The sequence below is a fragment of the Phocaeicola sartorii JCM 17136 = DSM 21941 genome, from assembly GCF_054653615.1.
The window spans coordinates 2837895-2856192 of the sequence record NZ_BAAIFW010000005.1 but is presented as its reverse complement, the minus strand read 5'-3'; the positions used below and the strand labels follow the sequence as shown (position 1 = coordinate 2856192).

The window sequence follows — 18298 nt, the reverse complement described above, 5'->3', positions numbered from 1 at the left end:
CTTTTTTCTTAACTTTGCGATTCAATTTTAATGTTTATGGAAAAGTACAGTCAGGTGATATTTGACAAAAATACAGTAGAGTTTGTGACGGTGGCCGCTGAATATTGTGGCTTTCTGGAACGTGTCCGTGATATGAAACGCTATGATTTTGTAGATACTGCCTTAAAAATACTTCCGCTGCTTTATTTGAAAGCGACTTTGTTGCCTCCGTGTGAGCCGATAGGAGAGGACGAGCCCGAAACTTTCGTTACTGAAGAAGATTATGAACTGATACGTAGGACTGTAGCCGCCGTGTTAGGGGCTAAGGACGATTATTTGGAAGTGTTCCTTCCGGATATGGCATACAGTGACACGCCCATCAAGAAATGTATTTCGGAGGATTTGGCGGATATTTATCAGGATTTGAAGGACTTTATCGGGGTGTTCCAATTGGGGCTGAATGAAACGATGAACGACTCGTTAGTGGTCTGCAAGGAACATTTCAGAGAGTTTTGGGGGCAGCGTCTGGTAAACACCATGCGCGCTTTGCACGATGTAAAGTACAGTGCTGCCGATGATGACGAGGAGGAAGATATGGAAGATGAGAATTCATTATTATGAAACAAATAAAAAGAACGATTACTAAAGCCGAGATAGCAGCGATGCCCAAGGTGCTTTTTCCGGGACGCATTTTCGTGATTTATACCGAGAGTGAGGCCGAGAAAGCGGTAGCCTACCTGAAAGATCAGCGAATAGTGGGGGTGGATACGGAAACACGCCCTTCTTTTAAACGTGGTACTACCCATAAGGTGGCGTTGTTGCAAATATCTACGCAAGATACCTGTTTCTTGTTCCGTCTGAACCGGATAGGTATGCCCGATTCTCTGCAAGAGTTTTTGATGAGTGATACCTTGAAGATAGGTTTGTCGCTAAAAGATGATTTTAACTCGTTGCGGAAGCGTGAGGATGTGCATCCCGATCGGGGGAACTGGATAGAGCTGCAGGATTATGTAGGAAGATTCGGCATAGCTGACCGGAGTTTGCAAAAAATCTTCGCCAATTTGTTTGGTCAGAAGATTTCGAAAAGCCAGCGTCTTTCCAACTGGGAGGCGGAGGTGCTCAGTGAGGGGCAGAAACTATATGCAGCCACAGATGCTTGGGCTTGTGTGGAAATTTACAATTGCCTGACGGAATTGGAACGTACGGGCAGTTATGAGATAACAGAGGAAGAACCAATAGAAACAACAGTAAATACAAATGGCTTATAAGAAAGTATACCTGAAACCGGGCAAGGAAGAGTCGTTAAAGCGTTTTCATCCATGGGTGTTCTCCGGAGCTATCCAGCGCATAGAGGGAGAACCCGAAGAAGGCGAGATAGTGAATGTGTACACCTCGAAGAAAGAGTTTATAGCTTGCGGGCATTTCCAGATAGGAAGTATTGCCGTGCGCGTGCTCTCTTTCAAGGAGGATGAGATTGATCATGAATTCTGGAAGCATAAACTGGAAGTGGCATACGATTTGCGCCACAGCCTGGGGCTGGCCGGTAATCCTGTGAACAATACTTACCGCCTGGTTCATGGCGAAGGGGATAACTTGCCGGGGTTGATCATTGATGTATATGATCATACAGCCGTAATGCAGGCACATTCGGCCGGAATGCATGTTTACCGCATGGAGATAGCCGATGCCTTATCCGAGGTGATGGGGGATGTGGTCCGGAACATTTATTATAAATCGGAAACCACATTACCTTTCAAGGCGGATTTGGGACCGGAGAATGGTTTCATCAAAGGAGGAAGTCCTGAAAACATAGCGATGGAATACGGCTTGAAATTTCATGTGGACTGGCTGAAAGGTCAGAAAACAGGTTTCTTTGTGGATCAGCGTGAGAACCGCCATTTGTTGGAGCGTTATGCCAAAGGGCGTAATGTGTTGAATATGTTTTGTTACACAGGGGGATTCTCTTTCTATGCCATGCGCGGAGGGGCGAACTTGGTACATTCTGTAGACAGTTCTTCGAAAGCGATTGATCTTACCAATATGAATGTGGAGCTGAACTTTCCGGGTGATACTCGCCACAAGGCTTATGCCGAGGATGCTTTTAAATATCTGGACCGTATGGGAGACCAATATGATTTGATAATTCTTGACCCTCCTGCATTTGCCAAGCACAAGGATGCTCTCCGCAATGCACTGCGTGGCTATACAAAACTAAATGCTAAAGCATTTGAGAAAATCAAACCGGGAGGCATTCTGTTTACTTTCTCTTGCTCGCAGGTCGTGGATAAGATGAGTTTCCGTAATGCGGTATTTACAGCCGCCGCACAAAGTGGACGTAGTGTGCGTATTCTGCATCAATTGACTCAGCCGGGAGATCATCCCGTAAATATTTACCATCCTGAAGGAGAATATTTGAAAGGGCTGGTACTGTATGTGGAATAATTCGATTGATTTGTATTATCATATATAATATAAAGGCGTTTTTGCAGGATTTGAAACTGTAAAAGCGCCTTTAAAGTTTAAATGATGTTAATCGAAAGCAAATAATTGTAGCTTTATTATGTTTGATAACATAAAACCGTTTATCTTTGCACTGTGTTTTTCATGGTATTAGATTTAAGGTTAATGAAGATTGGGTGTCTGGGATAGATACCCTTCTTTTTTATATAGTCTATAGACCGTTTTTCAAGTTTCTTTTTCCCGAAAGAAAGATTTGCTCTGTTTTTTTCTTCCACTCCTTATATTTTCTCTTTTTGGGTAATAGCCCTATGTTCACTTTTCCGTTTCTATCCATGATATAAAGATACGTGGGAGAATAAAAGACGGTATGGAAACAGGAGTTTTTTCTGAAAAGAGATGTGAAATAGAAGATAATTGTCTACATTTGTTAGGTTAAAACAAAATAGATGAGAAACATGAGAAAACAACTTTATGCAACATTGGTTTGCTTTCTTTTAACTGCCGCCACAGCTTACGGGCAGGGGTGGAAACCTTATGAGGAAGTTGCGAAAGGAGAAGCGTATGCCAAGTTTGACTGTGTGGCGTTGCTGGACAGTACGTCGGTGTCGGTGCAACCGACAGGGCAGGGATCATTTGCCGTATGTAAGGTTATCAAGGTGCAGACTCCTAAAGGAGCTATAGCCAACCGGGTGATTAAATATGATTATGATCCGTTGACGGCCCATGCCGAATTCAAACGTGTTACGATATATCATGCTGACGGGCAGATTGATGAGGTGGATGTGAAGAAAACCTGTGACTATGCGGCTCCGGCCCGTGCTATTTATTGGGGAGCACGACAGATTATGATAGAAGTGGGGGCTTTGAATCCCGATGATGTCATAGATTATGAAATAGCGAAAAAGGGCTTTACATACGCTTTGCTAGGGGCTGTTCCTGAGGATGATTCCCGGTTCATACCTCCCATGCATGGCCAGTTCTATGACATTGTCCCATTTTGGAGCAGTGAGCCTACCGTGCGTAAAGTGTACAAGGTCAGTATTCCTATGGACAAAGAGATGCAATTTCAATTCTATCAAGGAGAATGTGCATCATCCATGCGTTATGAAGACGGACGGAAAGCTTACACTTTCGCTATGGAGGACATGATGCCTTTCCGGCGGGAGCCGAATATGGTGGACTTGTTTGATGCAGCCCCTAAACTGATGATGTCTTCTACTTCTCATTGGAAAGACAAGTCTTTGTGGTTCAATAAAGTAAATGAAGACTATGGAAGCTTTGCTCCACTGCCCGAAGCGCAGAAGAAAGTGGACGAATTGATAAAAGGAAAGAAAACCGAAATGGAGAAAATAGCTGTACTGACCCATTGGGTGGCGGATAATATACGTTATGCAGGTATCTCTATGGGAAAAGGCGAGGGCTATACATTACATAATACTAAAATGAATTATACGGATCGCTGCGGCGTGTGTAAAGATATAGCAGGAACCTTAGTTTCTTTTCTGCGCATGGCGGGTTTTGAGGCCTATCCGGCCATGACAATGGCGGGCAGTCGTGTCGAAAGTATTCCTGCCGATCATTTCAATCATTGTGTGGCTGTGGTGAAACTTGCTGATGGAACTTACATGCCGCTAGACCCTACGTGGGTTCCTTTCTGTCGTGAATTATGGAGTAGCGCCGAACAACAGCAGAATTATCTGCCCGGTGTTCCCGAAGGTTCTGACCTCTGCCTGACTCCTGTTTCTGCTCCGGAAAATCACTATGTACGCATTAAGGCGGACAACCGTTTGGATGCTAATGGTACTTTGCGTGGTACATTTACCATTCAAGCCGAGGGGCAGAGTGACAGCAATATACGCAGCATTTTCACAAGGGGCTTTCAGAGCCAGTGGCGTGTGACTATGGAAAGACAACTGCTGGCTGTTTCTCCTAAAGCCAGATTGCTGAGTGTGGATTATGGCAAGAATCCTAAAGATTATCAAGCTGCTCCTATCCAAATCACTTTCCGCTATGAGATTCCGGATTATGCTATGAAAGGGGAGAAAGAAATGTTGTTCAAACCTTTGGTTATGAATAATCTTTATAGCCAGGTGCGTTCTTATCTACGGATTAATACAGAGGTGAAGGAACGGAAGTATGGTTTTAAAGATGCCTGCTCCCGTTTGGTGGAATTGGATGAAACCATTCAATTGCCATCGGGTTATACGCTGATCAATGAGTCAAAGGAGGATGCCGTGCAGGGGACGGGAGCCGATTTTGCGGGCTCACTTCTGCAAAAAGGAAACCGGGTGGTTCTGCATAACCGTCTGGCTTTGAAAAAACGTGTGTACGAAGCGTCGGATTGGGATAGCTTCCGTAAAGCGGTGGAAGCCCATAAGGCATACGGTGATTATTTGGTGATTAAAAAGTAAAGTGATATGAAAAAGATTTATTATATATATGTATGCTTGGGAGTGTTGTTACTGACAGCTCTTCCGGTAAAAGCGGCTTCTGAAGCGGAGTTCGGAAAGTTAGCTAAAACTTACACATTGCATAAGGACGGTAGTCAGGAAATGCGGATATATAAGGAGTTGACTTTGTTTACACATACAGCGATGAATGGCTTGTATGGTGAAAGTTTCATTGTTTATAATCCGGCCTATCAGGAATTGAAGATACATGAGTCTTATACTCGTCAGAAAGATGGGACTATAGTAAAGACTCCCGGAAATGCATTTGTAGAGGTCCTTCCTGCAACTGCGGCTGATGCCCCTGCCTATAATGGACTGAAAGAGATGGTGGTGGTACATACGGGACTGGAGTTGGGAGCGACTATTTGTTTGGATTACTCAGTTGTTACACGTCCCGGTTATTTGTCCGGGCTGGATGTATATGTGCCGGTAGAGGAGTTGTCTCCCATCAAAGAATATATCTGTAGTGTGTCGGTTCCGGAGGATAAGCCTTTGAATTATGCATTGGTAAACGGAAAAGTTGCGCCGGTAGTAAAAAATGAGAATGGAAATAAAGTCGTCACTTGGACACTGAAGAATATTCCTGCTTGTTATCCTGTGGAAAGTACTTCAGCTTTATCAGGAAATATACCGGTTATTCTGGCAAATACGTATCCGTCGATGACCGATGCTTTGAAAGTGCTGAAGTCTCAATTTACGGCAGCTCATGAAAAAGAGGTCATGACTTTGGCACAAAAATTATTGCAAGGGAAAAATGTGGATGAACAGGAGGTTGTCTTGATGAACTATGTACATGGGTTGGGCACGTCTCGGTTATCTTTGCCTGAAACGGGGTACCGGATTCGTCCGGCGACTGAAGTAATCCGTACTGCGTATGGTACGGAAGCGGAAAAGATAAATCTGCTTGCAGGATTGTTGCAGGCGGCAGGATTACAAGGTGAAGTGAAAGTTGCATATAGTGTGAAAGCGCCGGATAATTGTTTGGGCTTAAGTGCTATAAGTCAGTTGTTTCTAGATTCTTCTGTCATAGCGGGCAGACAGGAATATCAACCTGTCCACACGTTGGATGGTGAAAAGGCGGTTTTGGAGGTGAAAAATAAATCGGTTCATGAAACGGATACGGTAACGGTCACTTCTGAAACAGGGAAAACATTGGCAGGTGGCTATCGTCTGATAACACTGCCTCATGCTAAAACCGGAATAGCCATGAATGGTTATGGTTCTGGAAATACAGAACGTACTACGAATCTGTTGCTCCCTGGTATGACGGATGAGACCTATATTTGTGTAGTAAATGTTCCGTCGGATATGCAGGTATGTACTCCGCAAAAGGCAAAAGAAATAACCAATGCGGTAGGGAAATTGAAAATAACCGTACATACTACAGGGGATAAGACGGAAGTGACCCGTTCGTTGCAACTGGACAAACAATTGATAACTCCCGCCGATTATGCGGATTTTCATCGGCTGATGTCCGAATGGGAGGATAGTCATCATACTACCTTATTGCTGAAAGAGAAGAAGTAATCGGGTAAAAATTGGTTGAAATAGTTGAAAAGTTGGTCACCCCTTGAAAAAGGGAAGGCCGACTTTTCTTATTTTCCATCGGAGGATTTACATTTGTGGTAATTTAAAACCTATAAAATGAATGATATGAACGGAAAACATGGTATAGTTTGTATAGGCTTGTTGATGATGCTCTCTTCTTGTCACACCAGCAAGCAAATTACTGCTTCAGGATTACAACGGAAGGACTTTCAGACAGAAGTGAATGGGCAGCATACCGATTTATTTACATTGAGCAACAAGAAGGGAATGGAGGTCTGCATCACGAACTATGGGGCGAGGGTGGTTTCCATCCTTGTACCCGACAGAAATGGAAAACGGGAGGATGTGGTGTGCGGATTTCCCACGATTGGTGCATATATGGAGCAACGGCAGAATTTTGGTTCCACGGTGGGACGTTATATAGGACGTATCCTGAATGCGCGTTTTACACTGGACGGAGTAGAGTATAAGCTGATCCCTAATAATGGGAAGTCCGGGCATATATCACATGGAGGGAATCCTGGTTTTGCCGATAGAATATGGAAAGTGGAACAGGCAGATACACATACGGTTCGTCTGTCTTATCTCTCTCCTGATGGAGAAAATGGTTTTCCCGGAAATCTGAAAGTAACGTTGGTCTATCGCCTTGGTGAGGATGATAATGTGTTGGATTTGAAATACGAGGCAACTACGGATGCGCCCACGGTACTTAATCTTTCTCATCATTCTTTTTTCAATATCTCGGGAGATTTTACGAAAAGTGTGGAGGACCAGCAACTTTGGGTAGATGCGGATCGCTTTACTCCATACGATGATAAGAAATGTGTCACAGGAAAATATCTTCCGGTGGCCGGTACTCCCCTTGATTTCCGGATGCCGCATACTATCGGAGAACATATAGATGCGGATTATCCCCAATTGAAGGTCGTAAACGGATATGACCATACTTGGGAGTTGAATACGAAAGGAGATGATACAAAGCCGGCTGCCTGGGTGTATGATCCGGCAAGCGGGCGTAAGATGGAGATCTTCACCACCGAGCCAGGAATACAAATTTATACCGGTAATGGACTGAAAGGAAAAATGACAGGTAAGGGGGGGGTAGCTTATCCTTTCCGTTCAGCGGTATGTTTTGAAACGATGCATTTTCAAGATAGCCCCAATCAACCGGGATTCCCTAGTACAGTGCTCCGGCCGGGAGAGGTTTTTCGTAGTCATACGGTTTATAAATTTGAATAATTTGCCGACAGGATAATTTGTTAATTATCAGTGTTATGTATTGTCCGTGCGGACTCTTGGAATATTAGCAAATAGGCCTGTCAACAAATTATTTTTTATTTTGATGTAACGTTTCCCTACCTCTATGTGTCATACTAGTGAACATGGAACAAAATAAATTTGAAATAGAGGCAAAACGAATGCGGCCGGCTTTGCTAAGAATGGCCATCCGTTATCTGGAAGACTCCGACGAGGCAGAAGATGTGGTGCAGGATGCATTGCTGAAACTTTGGTTTCTTCGTGACCGTCTGGATCAATACCGCAGCGTGGATGCATTGGCCATTGTCATAACCAAGCATTTGTGCATCAATCGTCTGCGAGGTATCCGGATAGAAAAGGTCGGTTTGGAGCAAGGCATCAGCATTGGTGGAAGTGAAAACCCTGAAATGAAACTGGTAGAGGAAGAGAATATGCAGGAGATACTGGAAGTCATAAGTACTTTACCTGACTTGCAGCAGTCTATTCTCCGCATGAAGCACCTGGAAGGTTTCGAAGTAGAGGAGATAGCCCGTCTCACAGGAAGTACGTCGGTGGCGGTACGAACCAATTTGTCGAGAGCTAGAAAAAGAGTAAAAGAACAATTTATGATACACAGTAAGGTATGGAATTAGATAAGAGGAATATAGAAGAATACATTAACCGTTTCTTGGAAGGGGAGACTACGAATGCCGAGGAGCAGGCTATTTATCGCTTCTTCCATACAGGGAACGTACCTTTTCATCTGATGGAATATGCTCCGATGTTTGCCTGGTATGAGGGGGGCATGCAGGGAGAACCGGGTACATTGCAGACAGACGGACAGGAGGAGATTGCCGGAGGAAAGAAATCGGAAAAGGTGCCGCCGGCTGGAAAAGAAGGCTTTTATCAGCATATCCCGATAGCTGTCTGGAGTGCTGGTATAGCGGCAATGATGGTCATTGCGCTGGGGTTAGGCTTGATTTTCTATTCGGAAAACCAAGCAGGCGGAAGTGGTGAATGGTCGTGTTACGAAGGTAGTTATGTGGAAGTGGGAGGCAAGCGCATTTCGGATGTGAGACAGATTATGCCTTGTATTATTGAAACCTTGGAAAAGGCGGAACGGGTGGAGAAACTGGCTCAGGAGCGGGTGGACGAAATTCGTCGTTCCGAGAAAGAGATAGAAGCAAAGGAATTATTGGTAAGTGAATAAAAAAACATAAAGAATAAAATATGAAAACAAGATTTATTTTAGGAAGTACATTGGTGGTTTTTTTACTGCTGTGTGGTGGAACAAGCAAGGTTATGGCCCAGAAGAATATTGATAAAATGGCGGCTGAACTGGAGAAACGGGACGATGTGGCAATCAACTCTGTAACGAAGCGTGACTCTAAAACCCGCAAAGTGGTGAAGGTGGTGAAAAGTTTCTCGTTAAAGGATGAGAAGATAGGCGCAAGATTGATTGAGGCTTTCGAAAAGGATGAGGAGTATGCCGAAACCGCCATTAAAGACATGCCGAAGGGAAGGGGTAAGGCGCAGAAAGCAAATTTTACGTTCATCTATAAGATGGATAATGAGAAACGTACTTATACCCTTACTGTTAATGAGAGTGGCAATGTAAGCATGACGGTCATTATCAGTCCGATGAAGGATGGAAAGGAAGTGTATTCTGTTGTCCTCGATTCGGAAGAATGGGGTTCGTTCAATGAGCAGATGGCTGAATTGGGGAATAACCTGAGGGAGTCTGGCATAGAGATGCGCCAAATGAACCGGAAGGAAATGGAGAAGATGCAGGAAGACATTCGTCAGTCCTTGAAAGGATTGGATGCTTATGTCATAGCCGAATAGATAATGAAACTATTTTTTCACGAACACAAGATAATAAAATACTCTCTTTTAGTTAGATTAAAGCAAATTGTGGAGTTATGACCCTTAATATAAGAAAAAGTTGTATGTGAATGAAATGCATCATTCGACATACAACTTTTCCCGAAATTTCTAAAAAAAGGATTGGTTGCTAAAAAAGATCACTTTTTCAGTGCCCTCGCCTGTTTGCGCACCTTCTTTTTTTACTAAATTTTCCAGCCGAAAGCTTCTGCCACAGCCGGAAACACAATCTTACCGTCTACAATATTCAAGCCGTTTTTCAATCCTGGATCGCTTTCGCAAGCTTTTTCCCAACCTAGATCTGCCAGCTTGACGGCGTATGGCAGTGTAGCATTGGTCAGTGCCAAAGTGGAAGTGCAGGGCACAGCGCCCGGAATATTTGCCACACAATAATGAATGATACCGTCCACTTCATAAATAGGATCGGCATGTGTCGTGGGATGGGATGTTTCGAAACACCCTCCTTGGTCAATGGCCACATCTACCAGTACGGTGCCTTTCTTCATCAATTTCAGCATGGGGCGTGTGATGAGGTGGGGAGCCTTGGCTCCTGGAATAAGAACTGCCCCGATTACCAAATCGGTAACAGGCAGTTCTTGTTCTATATTGTGACCGGACGAGAATAACGTCTTTACATTTTTGGGCATGAACTCACTCAACTGGCGCAGACGGGGCAAAGATATGTCACAGATTGTGACATCAGCTCCCAGTCCGGCGGCCATTAATGCAGCGCTGGTTCCTACAATGCCACCGCCTAATACTAGTACTTTGGCTGGTTTGACACCGGGAACTCCTCCTAGCAAGATGCCACGTCCTCCCTGAGGCTTTTCCAAAAAACGTGCTCCTTCTTGAGTGGACATCCGTCCCGCCACTTCACTCATGGGAATCAGCAGAGGCAGTCCTCCTTGCCGGTCGGTTACAGTTTCGTAAGCCAGACACACAGAACCACTACGCATCATCGCTTCCGTCAGTTCCTTGTCACAGGCAAAGTGGAAGTATGTAAACACCAGTTGGCCCTTACGTATCAGATTATATTCGCATTCGATGGGTTCCTTGACTTTTATAATCATGTCAGCAATGGCGTACACATCTTCTATAGTAGGAAGAATACGCGCTCCGACTTTCTCATACTCTTCGTCAGAAAATCCGCTGTTTATACCTGCGGTGTGTTGTACATACACCGTGTGACCTCTCTGTACCAACTCGTGTGCTCCTGCAGGGGTTAACGATACACGATTCTCGTTGTTTTTGATTTCTTTAGGAATTCCTACTATCATAATCGTCAGATTTAAGGGGTTTGACTGCCTCAAAGATAGCAAAATGTCAGAAAAGTAGGTCTGGTATGGATCTGTTTTTTTTGTCATAAATGTATGTTTAGCAACACTGTTTTAAGGGATATTCTGTTTTTTATTTGTAAGTTTGCGGAGGAATTCAATTTTTTGGTGATGAATCTCCATAAAAATAAAGAAATGGCATTACGAGATTATATAATGATATTAGCCTTGGGTGGTGTGCTCGCTGTGCAGGCACAGGAAGAACCGGCGGCTCCTGTATTCCGTCCTCCTTTTGATTTTCCGCTTACGCTGAGCGGTAATTTTGGTGAATTACGTTCTAATCACTTTCATGGAGGGGTGGACTTTAAAACCCAGGGGGAAGTGGGAAAACCTGTTCATTGCATTGCCGACGGCTATGTGAGCCGTGTGTCGGTTACCCCCGGCGGATATGGGCAGGCTATCTATATTATTCATCCCAATGGATATACTTCTGTATATGGGCATGTGTTGAAATTTGCTCCGGCTGTGGCGGAATTAGTGGAGGAATACCAATATGAGCATGAGACTTTTGCTGTGGATTTGGAATTCGAACCTCATCAGATCAGTTTCAAGGCCGGAGAGATCATTGCTTTAAGCGGTAATGAAGGGTATTCTTTCGGGCCGCATCTGCACATGGAGATACGCCGTACGGATACCGGTGAATTGATAGATCCTTTACAGTTCTATACCGATAAAATTAAAGATACTACTCCGCCACGTGCGTCAATGATTATGCTTTATCCGCAGCGGGGAGCTGGGGTTGTGGAAGGTTCACAAAGAAAAAAGTCCATCCCTGTCGCCTCTTTGGGACAGCCGGTTTCCGCCTGGGGGGAAATAGCCGCCGGTATTAAGGCATACGACTATATGGATGGTACACATAATAATTATGGTGTGCGTTCCGTAGTACTTTATGTGGATACGACAGAAGTTTTTCGCAGCACGGTGGATGGCGTTTTGCCTGAAGAGAACCGGATGATTAATGCCTGGACGGATTATGAGGAGAATGTAAAGAGGCATAATTGGGTGATGCGCTCACAAATCCTTCCCGGAAGCCGTCTGCGCATGTTACAGGCTGACGATAAGGGAGGGGTGATTACGATTGATGAAGAGCGTGATTATCATTTTCGCTATGAATTGGCTGATTTATATGGTAATAAATCGACTTATCGTTTTGTTGTGCGTGGCCGTAGGCAGCCGATAGAGGAATATCATCCGCAGGTGAGATATTATTTGGCCTGGAATAAAGGGAATGTGGTTCAGGAACCGGGTATGGAACTGGTTATCCCCCGGGGGATGTTGTATGAGGATGTGGCATTGAACTGTCAGGTGGTTAAAGATACAGCCGCAATTTCTTACGAATATCAGTTGCATGATGAGCCGGTGGCTTTGCAGGCCGGATGTACGCTGATGATCGGGGTACGTCATCTTCCTGTGGAGGATACGTCGAAATATTATGTAGCCCGCAAGTGGGGAAATAGGACGGGATCAGCGGGAGGAACTTATGAGAATGGTTGGATGAAGACTTCCATTCGTGAATTGGGAACCTATACTGTAGCGGTAGATACTTTGTCTCCATGGGTGACTCCATTGAATAAAGCGCAATGGAAGACGGGCAGGATTCAGTTCAAAATAGGGGATGCGGAAACGGGAGTCAAGGATTATAAGGTGAAGATAGACGGTGAGTTTGCCTTGTTTGGTTTCAGCTCTAAAAATGCGAGATTGTGGATGAAGCATCCGGAACGGTTAAAAAAAGGAGCCGCCCATAAACTGGAATTGGTGGTGACGGATTATTGTGGGAACGAAACAAGAGAGGAATATGAGTTTTGATGGTAAAATAAGCATTATACACAATTAAAAAGTTATATATTTAATGAAGAATAAACTGATTTTAGGTGCTGCCTTGTTGTTGGCGGCAATAACAGAGGGTTTGGCGTGCACGAATCTGATTGTAGGCAAGGGAGCCTCTGCCGACGGTTCTGTTATCGTATCTTATTCCGCCGATTCATACGGAATGTTCGGTGAGTTGTATCACTATCCTGCCGGTATGCATGAAAAAGGAGCTATGCGTGATATCTATGATTGGGATTCGGGCAAATATTTAGGGCAGATAAAAGAAGCCCGCCAGACCTATAATGTGGTAGGTAATATGAATGAATTTCAGGTAACCATAGGCGAGACTACTTTTGGTGGACGCGAGGAACTGGTGGATTCTACCGGAATTATGGACTATGGAAGTCTGATTTATGTAGCTCTCCAGCGTTCTCGTACAGCCAAAGAAGCCATACGGGTAATGACGGATTTAGTAAAAGAATACGGTTACTATAGTAGTGGCGAGTCATTCAGTATCGCTGATCCCAATGAAGTTTGGATTCTGGAGATGATCGGCAAAGGCCCCGGTGTGAAAGGTGCTGTATGGGTGGCAGTCCGTATCCCTGATGATTGTATTGCCGCACATGCTAATCAGAGCCGCATTCATCAGTTCAATATGAACGACAAGGATAATTGCCTTTATTCTCCGGATGTGATTTCTTTCGCTCGTGAAAAAGGCTATTTTGACGGTATGAATAAGGATTTCAGTTTTTCCGCGGCATATAATCCTTTGGACTTTGGTGGCGTACGTTTTTGTGAAGCGCGTGTATGGAGTTTCTATAATATGTTTAATAAATTGGTAGGAGACACCTATCTGTCATACATTCAGGGAGAAAGTAAGGAACCGATGCCTCTTTATATCAAGCCCTCACGTAAACTTTCAGTGCGTGATGTACAAGCGGCTATGCGCGATCATTATGAGGGCACTCCATTGGATATTACCAAAGATCCTGGTGCCGGCCCGTTTAAAACTCCTTATCGGCTGTCACCCTTGAGCTTTAAAGTAGGGGATCAGGAATACTTCAACGAGCGCCCCATCTCTACCCAGCAGACGGCTTTCACTTTTGTGGCACAGATGCGTGCCGGATTGCCCGATGCGATAGGGGGGGTGTTATGGTTTGGAACAGATGATGCCAATATGACAGTGTTCGCTCCCGTATATTGTTGTTCGGACCGTATTCCCGACTGCTATAGCGGTAAGGAGGCAGACTGTGTAACTTTTTCATGGAATTCCGCTTTCTGGATTTATAATTGGGTGGCCGATATGATTCGCCCACGTTATAGCCTGATGATTGATGATATGCGTGCTGTTCAAAACAATCTGGAAGATACTTATGCAAATGCACAGGCAGGTATTGAGTCGTCTGCCATGAGTTTATATGAGAAAGATCCTGCAAAAGCAAAAGAGTTCCTGACTAACTATAGTTGCATGACAGCCGAATCGGCAGTAGACAGCTGGAAGAAGCTGGGCGAGTTTCTGATAGTGAAGTATAATGACGGTGCTATGAAAAAGATGGCAAAAGATGGAACCATACTTCGTCCTGAAACCGGTCATTGTGCTCCTTTGGTACGTCCGGGATATCCTCAAGAATTTTTGGAAGAACTGGTAAAGGCCACCGGTGAACGTTATAAGATGAAATAGGATATATATGCCCTGAAAATCATATTATCTCTAATTTTCTTCTTCCAAATTTCTAGGATTTTTAATTTAATTCTTTTACATTTGTCAACACGTAAAAAGCGGATATGATTATAAACCTTATAAATAACAAAAAATTATGGAAAATGAAGAATTGATAAAGCAAGTGACAGAGAAAGCAGAGAAATGGTTAACACCTGCTTATGATGCCGAGACACAGGCTGAAATTAAGAAAATGTTGGCGAATCCCGATAAGACTGATTTGATTGAAGCGTTTTATAAAGATCTGGAGTTTGGAACAGGTGGTTTGCGTGGCATTATGGGCGTGGGCAGCAACCGTATGAATATCTATACGGTAGGTGCTGCTACTCAGGGCTTGTCCAATTATCTAAATAAAAACTTTAAAGATCTCGATCAGATTTCTGTAGTGGTAGGTCACGACTGCCGTAACAACAGCCGTTTGTTTGCGGAAATTTCTGCCAATATCTTCTCGGCAAATGGCATTAAAGTATATTTGTTTGAAGATATGCGTCCTACTCCTGAAATGTCATTCGCTATTCGTCATTTCGGCTGCCAGAGTGGTATCAATATTACCGCCTCTCATAATCCGAGAGAATACAATGGCTACAAGGCTTATTGGGATGACGGCGCACAAGTATTGGCTCCGCACGATAAAGGTATCATTGATGAGGTGAACAAGATTTCATCGGCTACCGATATCAAATTTGAAGGTAACAAAGACTTGATTCAAATTGTGGGCGAAGAAGTGGACAGCGTTTATTTGGATAAAGTGAAGTCAATCTCTATTGATCTTGAAGTGATCAAGCGACAGAAAGATCTGAAGATTGTATATACTCCGATTCACGGTACAGGTATGATGCTGATTCCGCGTGCGTTGAAGCAATGGGGATTTGAAAATGTACATACTGTGCCTGAACAAATGGTGAAGAGTGGAGATTTCCCCACGGTTATCTCTCCGAATCCAGAAAATGCGGAGGCATTGTCTATGGCTATTGAGCTGGCTAAGAAAATTGACGCTGACATCGTGATGGCCAGTGACCCGGATGCTGACCGCGTAGGTATGGCTTGCAAAAATGACAAGGGAGAATGGGTGCTGATCAATGGTAACCAAACCTGCTTGTTGTTCTTGTATTATATCATCAAGAACCGCATTGCTACGGGTAAGATGAAAGAGGATGATTTCATTGTAAAGACTATCGTTACTACAGAATTGATTAAATCGGTCGCTGACAAGAACCACATCGAAATGTTGGATTGCTATACCGGATTCAAGTGGATTGCACGTGAGATCCGCTTGCGTGAAGGCAAGCAGCAGTACATCGGTGGTGGTGAGGAAAGCTATGGATTTTTGGCTGAAGACTTTGTCCGCGATAAAGATGCTGTTTCCGCTTGTACATTGCTGGCAGAAATCTGTGCTTGGGCAAAAGACCAGGGCAAGACATTGTTCGAAGTGCTGCTTGATATCTATGTAGAATATGGTTTCTCAAAAGAAACTACCGTAAATGTGGTGAAACCGGGTAAGAGTGGCGCTGAAGAAATAAAAGCGATGATGGAAAACTTCCGTGCTAATCCTCCAAAAGAAATTGGTGGTTCCAAAGTGATTGTTTCCAAGGACTTCAAGACATTGAAGGCTACTGACGGAAATGGTAATGTTACAGAACTCGAAATGCCGGAAACCAGTAACGTATTGCAATATTTCACAGAAGATGGAACTAAGATTTCAGTCCGTCCGTCGGGAACAGAGCCTAAAATCAAGTTCTATGTGGAAGTGAAGGGTGAGATGGGTTGCCACAAATGCTTCGATGCCGCTAATGCTGCTGCTGAGGAAAAAGTGGAAGCCGTAAGAAAGTCGCTGGGAATTTAATCAAGGGTAGCCGCCGGGCGAAAGTCCCGGAGGATATCGTTCATAAATAAAAGAAGGGGGATGGAGATGTTTTTCTCCGTTTCCCTTTTTTTTATTTCCATGCCATTTATATCAGAATCTGCACTCCTTTGTTTATTTTTTGTTGTAACTTTGTCCCCGGTTTTAAATAAGGTAAAAGATATGATGTGGTTACTTCTGGCATTTCTCTCGGCAGCATTGCTGGGATTCTATGATGTTTTTAAGAAACAGTCGTTAAAGGACAATGCGGTCATTCCGGTGTTATTTCTTAATACATTGTTCTCTAGTTTGATATTTCTTCCTTTTATTGTTTGGTCGGTGTGGAAGCCGGAAACATTGGAAAACTCTATTTTTTATGTGCCCGTTGCAGGATGGGAGGTACATCGTTATGTGGTGTTGAAATCGGTTATTGTCCTTTCATCGTGGGTGTTGGGATATTTTGGGATGAAGAATCTTCCTATCACGATTGTGGGGCCTATAAACGCCACCCGTCCGGTGATGGTGCTGGTAGGGGCTTTAGTGGTCTTTGGTGAGCGGTTGAATCTGTACCAATGGATTGGTGTGCTGATGGCTGTCTTCTCTTTTTTTATGCTGAGCCGCAGTGGAAAGAAGGAAGGTATAGATTTCAAGCATAATAAATGGATCTATTATGTGGTAATGGCGGCTGTGCTGGGGGCAATCAGCGGGCTTTATGACAAGTACCTCATGGCGTCTGCCGATCAAGGAGGTATCGGACTGGATAGGATGATTGTGCAATCTTGGTATAATATCTATCAATTGTTTATGATGGGAGGTGTCCTGATGCTGTTATGGTGGCCGAAGCGCGGATCTACTACTCCGTTTCATTGGCATTGGTGTATTGTTCTGATATCTATTTTTCTGTCGGCAGCCGATTTTGTCTATTTCTATGCCTTGAGTTTGGACGGGGCAATGATCTCTATTGTATCCATGGTGAGGCGTGGCAGTGTTCTTGTTTCTTTCATATTTGGTGCAATGGTGTTCCGTGAGAAGAATCTTAAAAGCAAGGCCGTGGATTTGGCGCTGGTACTTATAGGTATGATATTTCTGTATTTGGGAAGCCGGTAAGAAAAAAATGGGGTATGGCTTATCGCGTGCATACCCCGTTATTCTTGATTACTCTATAATGATTTTATATTCTACATCAAAAGCTTCTTTGGACTCTAGTTTCTGTATCCATTCACGATCTTTCAACTCTCCTGAATACCCCACAGAGTCGCAGCGTCCATACCATGGTTCGATGCAGACAAACGGACAGTCGGGATGAGCCTTGGTGGGAGACCACAAAGCCACTAGCGGAGAATCGAATTCCAAACTGATATAGGGATTTTTCTTTTTATCCAGCAGGGTTACTTTCTTCAGCTGCTTGTTGTCGAAGATATAGGTGTCACAATCAAAAGTATGAATATCAATTGGCATCAGTCCTTCTTTATTTAATTTTAGTGCATGGCGCTCCGGTGAAACGCATCCCTTTTCCGTGGGTACGGTATATTCTAAATCAGACTTCCGGTCAAAAACAAAGAAGCCACGCTCCTCTGTAGCGGCGTCGAACTCGGGGAAATAGAAAGCGGGATGTGCTCCGATTTGGAAATACATGTCCATGACTCCCAGATTTTCCACACGCCACTTTACGGTAATTTTATTTTCCTCCAATAAATATCCTACCAGCAGGCGGAAGGGGAAAGGAAACTTGCCCAATGTGTCAGGAGTGCTTTCCAGCCAATATACAGCTCCTTTATCTTCTTTATAGGTCAGTTTGAAATCCATATCACGTGCAAATCCGTGTTGCCCTATTTCATAAGTGTTTCCGGCATGACGGTATTTATTATCCCACACACGGCCTACCGTAGGGAAAAGGACAGGTGAGCGCCGTCCCCAAAATTTAGCGTCGCCCTGCCAAAGATATTCTTTGCCATCCTTCTTGATGCTTTGAAGCTCGGCTCCATGCTCGGCTATTTGTACAGTCAGGACAGAATTAGATAGTGTTTCCATGTTTCTT

General features: G+C 44.0%; 15 protein-coding genes. 13 read left to right on the top strand and 2 right to left on the bottom strand.

The window, feature by feature from the left end; all coding sequences use genetic code 11:
* Positions 1-36: 36 nt before the first annotated feature.
* From ACYQ0C_RS12115 to ACYQ0C_RS12075, 9 genes are all read left to right on the top strand, one after another.
* The gene (locus tag ACYQ0C_RS12115) at positions 37-600 is read left to right on the top strand and encodes a DUF5063 domain-containing protein (protein ID WP_016277914.1); all 564 of its coding nucleotides are present in this window, start codon (positions 37-39) and stop codon (positions 598-600) included.
* Positions 597-1247: a 3'-5' exonuclease gene (locus ACYQ0C_RS12110; RefSeq protein WP_016277913.1), complete on the top strand. Its 651-nt coding sequence runs from the start codon at positions 597-599 to the stop codon at positions 1245-1247. Before ACYQ0C_RS12115 ends, ACYQ0C_RS12110 begins: the two co-directional genes overlap by 4 nt.
* Positions 1237-2421, top strand: a complete 1185-nt coding sequence (locus ACYQ0C_RS12105) for a class I SAM-dependent rRNA methyltransferase (RefSeq protein WP_016277912.1) — start codon at positions 1237-1239, stop codon at positions 2419-2421. The genes ACYQ0C_RS12110 and ACYQ0C_RS12105 overlap by 11 nt, the downstream gene beginning before the upstream one ends.
* Positions 2422-2894: 473 nt before the next feature.
* Positions 2895-4850 carry a DUF3857 domain-containing transglutaminase family protein gene (locus ACYQ0C_RS12100; RefSeq protein WP_025076957.1) on the top strand — a complete coding sequence of 652 codons (1956 nt, stop codon included), beginning with the start codon at positions 2895-2897 and terminating at the stop codon, positions 4848-4850.
* Between the two features lie 6 nt (positions 4851-4856).
* Complete coding sequence (locus ACYQ0C_RS12095; protein WP_016277910.1) at positions 4857-6416, top strand: DUF3857 domain-containing protein; 1560 nt, start codon at positions 4857-4859, stop codon at positions 6414-6416.
* Positions 6417-6542: 126 nt separating this feature from the next.
* A complete protein-coding gene (locus ACYQ0C_RS12090) occupies positions 6543-7676 on the top strand; it encodes an aldose epimerase family protein (RefSeq protein WP_016277909.1) in 1134 nt (377 codons plus the stop codon).
* A gap of 179 nt (positions 7677-7855) precedes the next feature.
* Positions 7856-8326, top strand: a complete 471-nt coding sequence (locus ACYQ0C_RS12085) for an RNA polymerase sigma factor (RefSeq protein WP_016277908.1) — start codon at positions 7856-7858, stop codon at positions 8324-8326.
* A complete protein-coding gene (locus tag ACYQ0C_RS12080; RefSeq protein WP_016277907.1) occupies positions 8317-8883 on the top strand; it encodes a hypothetical protein in 567 nt (188 codons plus the stop codon). The genes ACYQ0C_RS12085 and ACYQ0C_RS12080 overlap by 10 nt, the downstream gene beginning before the upstream one ends.
* A 20-nt stretch (positions 8884-8903) precedes the next feature.
* A complete protein-coding gene (locus tag ACYQ0C_RS12075; protein ID WP_016277906.1) occupies positions 8904-9518 on the top strand; it encodes a DUF5024 domain-containing protein in 615 nt (204 codons plus the stop codon).
* A gap of 224 nt (positions 9519-9742) precedes the next feature.
* Here the strand turns inward: ACYQ0C_RS12075 and ald are convergent, their stop codons facing one another.
* The gene (ald, locus tag ACYQ0C_RS12070; protein ID WP_016277905.1) at positions 9743-10834 is read right to left on the bottom strand and encodes an alanine dehydrogenase; all 1092 of its coding nucleotides are present in this window, start codon (positions 10832-10834) and stop codon (positions 9743-9745) included.
* A gap of 192 nt (positions 10835-11026) precedes the next feature.
* On the opposite strand from ald, the gene ACYQ0C_RS12065 reads away from it, so the two are divergent.
* The 4 genes from ACYQ0C_RS12065 to ACYQ0C_RS12050 all read left to right on the top strand — a co-directional run bounded on the left by ACYQ0C_RS12065 (position 11027) and on the right by ACYQ0C_RS12050 (position 17367).
* Complete coding sequence (locus ACYQ0C_RS12065) at positions 11027-12697, top strand: M23 family metallopeptidase (protein WP_025076955.1); 1671 nt, start codon at positions 11027-11029, stop codon at positions 12695-12697.
* 43 nt (positions 12698-12740) lie between these two features.
* On the top strand, positions 12741-14381 hold the full coding sequence (locus ACYQ0C_RS12060; RefSeq protein WP_016277903.1) for a C69 family dipeptidase: 1641 nt from the start codon (positions 12741-12743) through the stop codon (positions 14379-14381).
* 136 nt (positions 14382-14517) lie between these two features.
* Positions 14518-16263 carry a phospho-sugar mutase gene (locus ACYQ0C_RS12055; protein WP_025076954.1) on the top strand — a complete coding sequence of 582 codons (1746 nt, stop codon included), beginning with the start codon at positions 14518-14520 and terminating at the stop codon, positions 16261-16263.
* A 183-nt stretch (positions 16264-16446) separates the two neighbouring features.
* Positions 16447-17367 (top strand): DMT family transporter, encoded by a 921-nt coding sequence (locus ACYQ0C_RS12050; protein ID WP_025018459.1) that lies wholly within the window; start codon positions 16447-16449, stop codon positions 17365-17367.
* A 48-nt stretch (positions 17368-17415) separates the two neighbouring features.
* On the opposite strand, the gene ACYQ0C_RS12045 is transcribed toward ACYQ0C_RS12050, so the two are convergent.
* Complete coding sequence (locus tag ACYQ0C_RS12045) at positions 17416-18291, bottom strand: aldose 1-epimerase family protein (protein ID WP_016277900.1); 876 nt, start codon at positions 18289-18291, stop codon at positions 17416-17418.
* Positions 18292-18298: the final 7 nt, after the last annotated feature.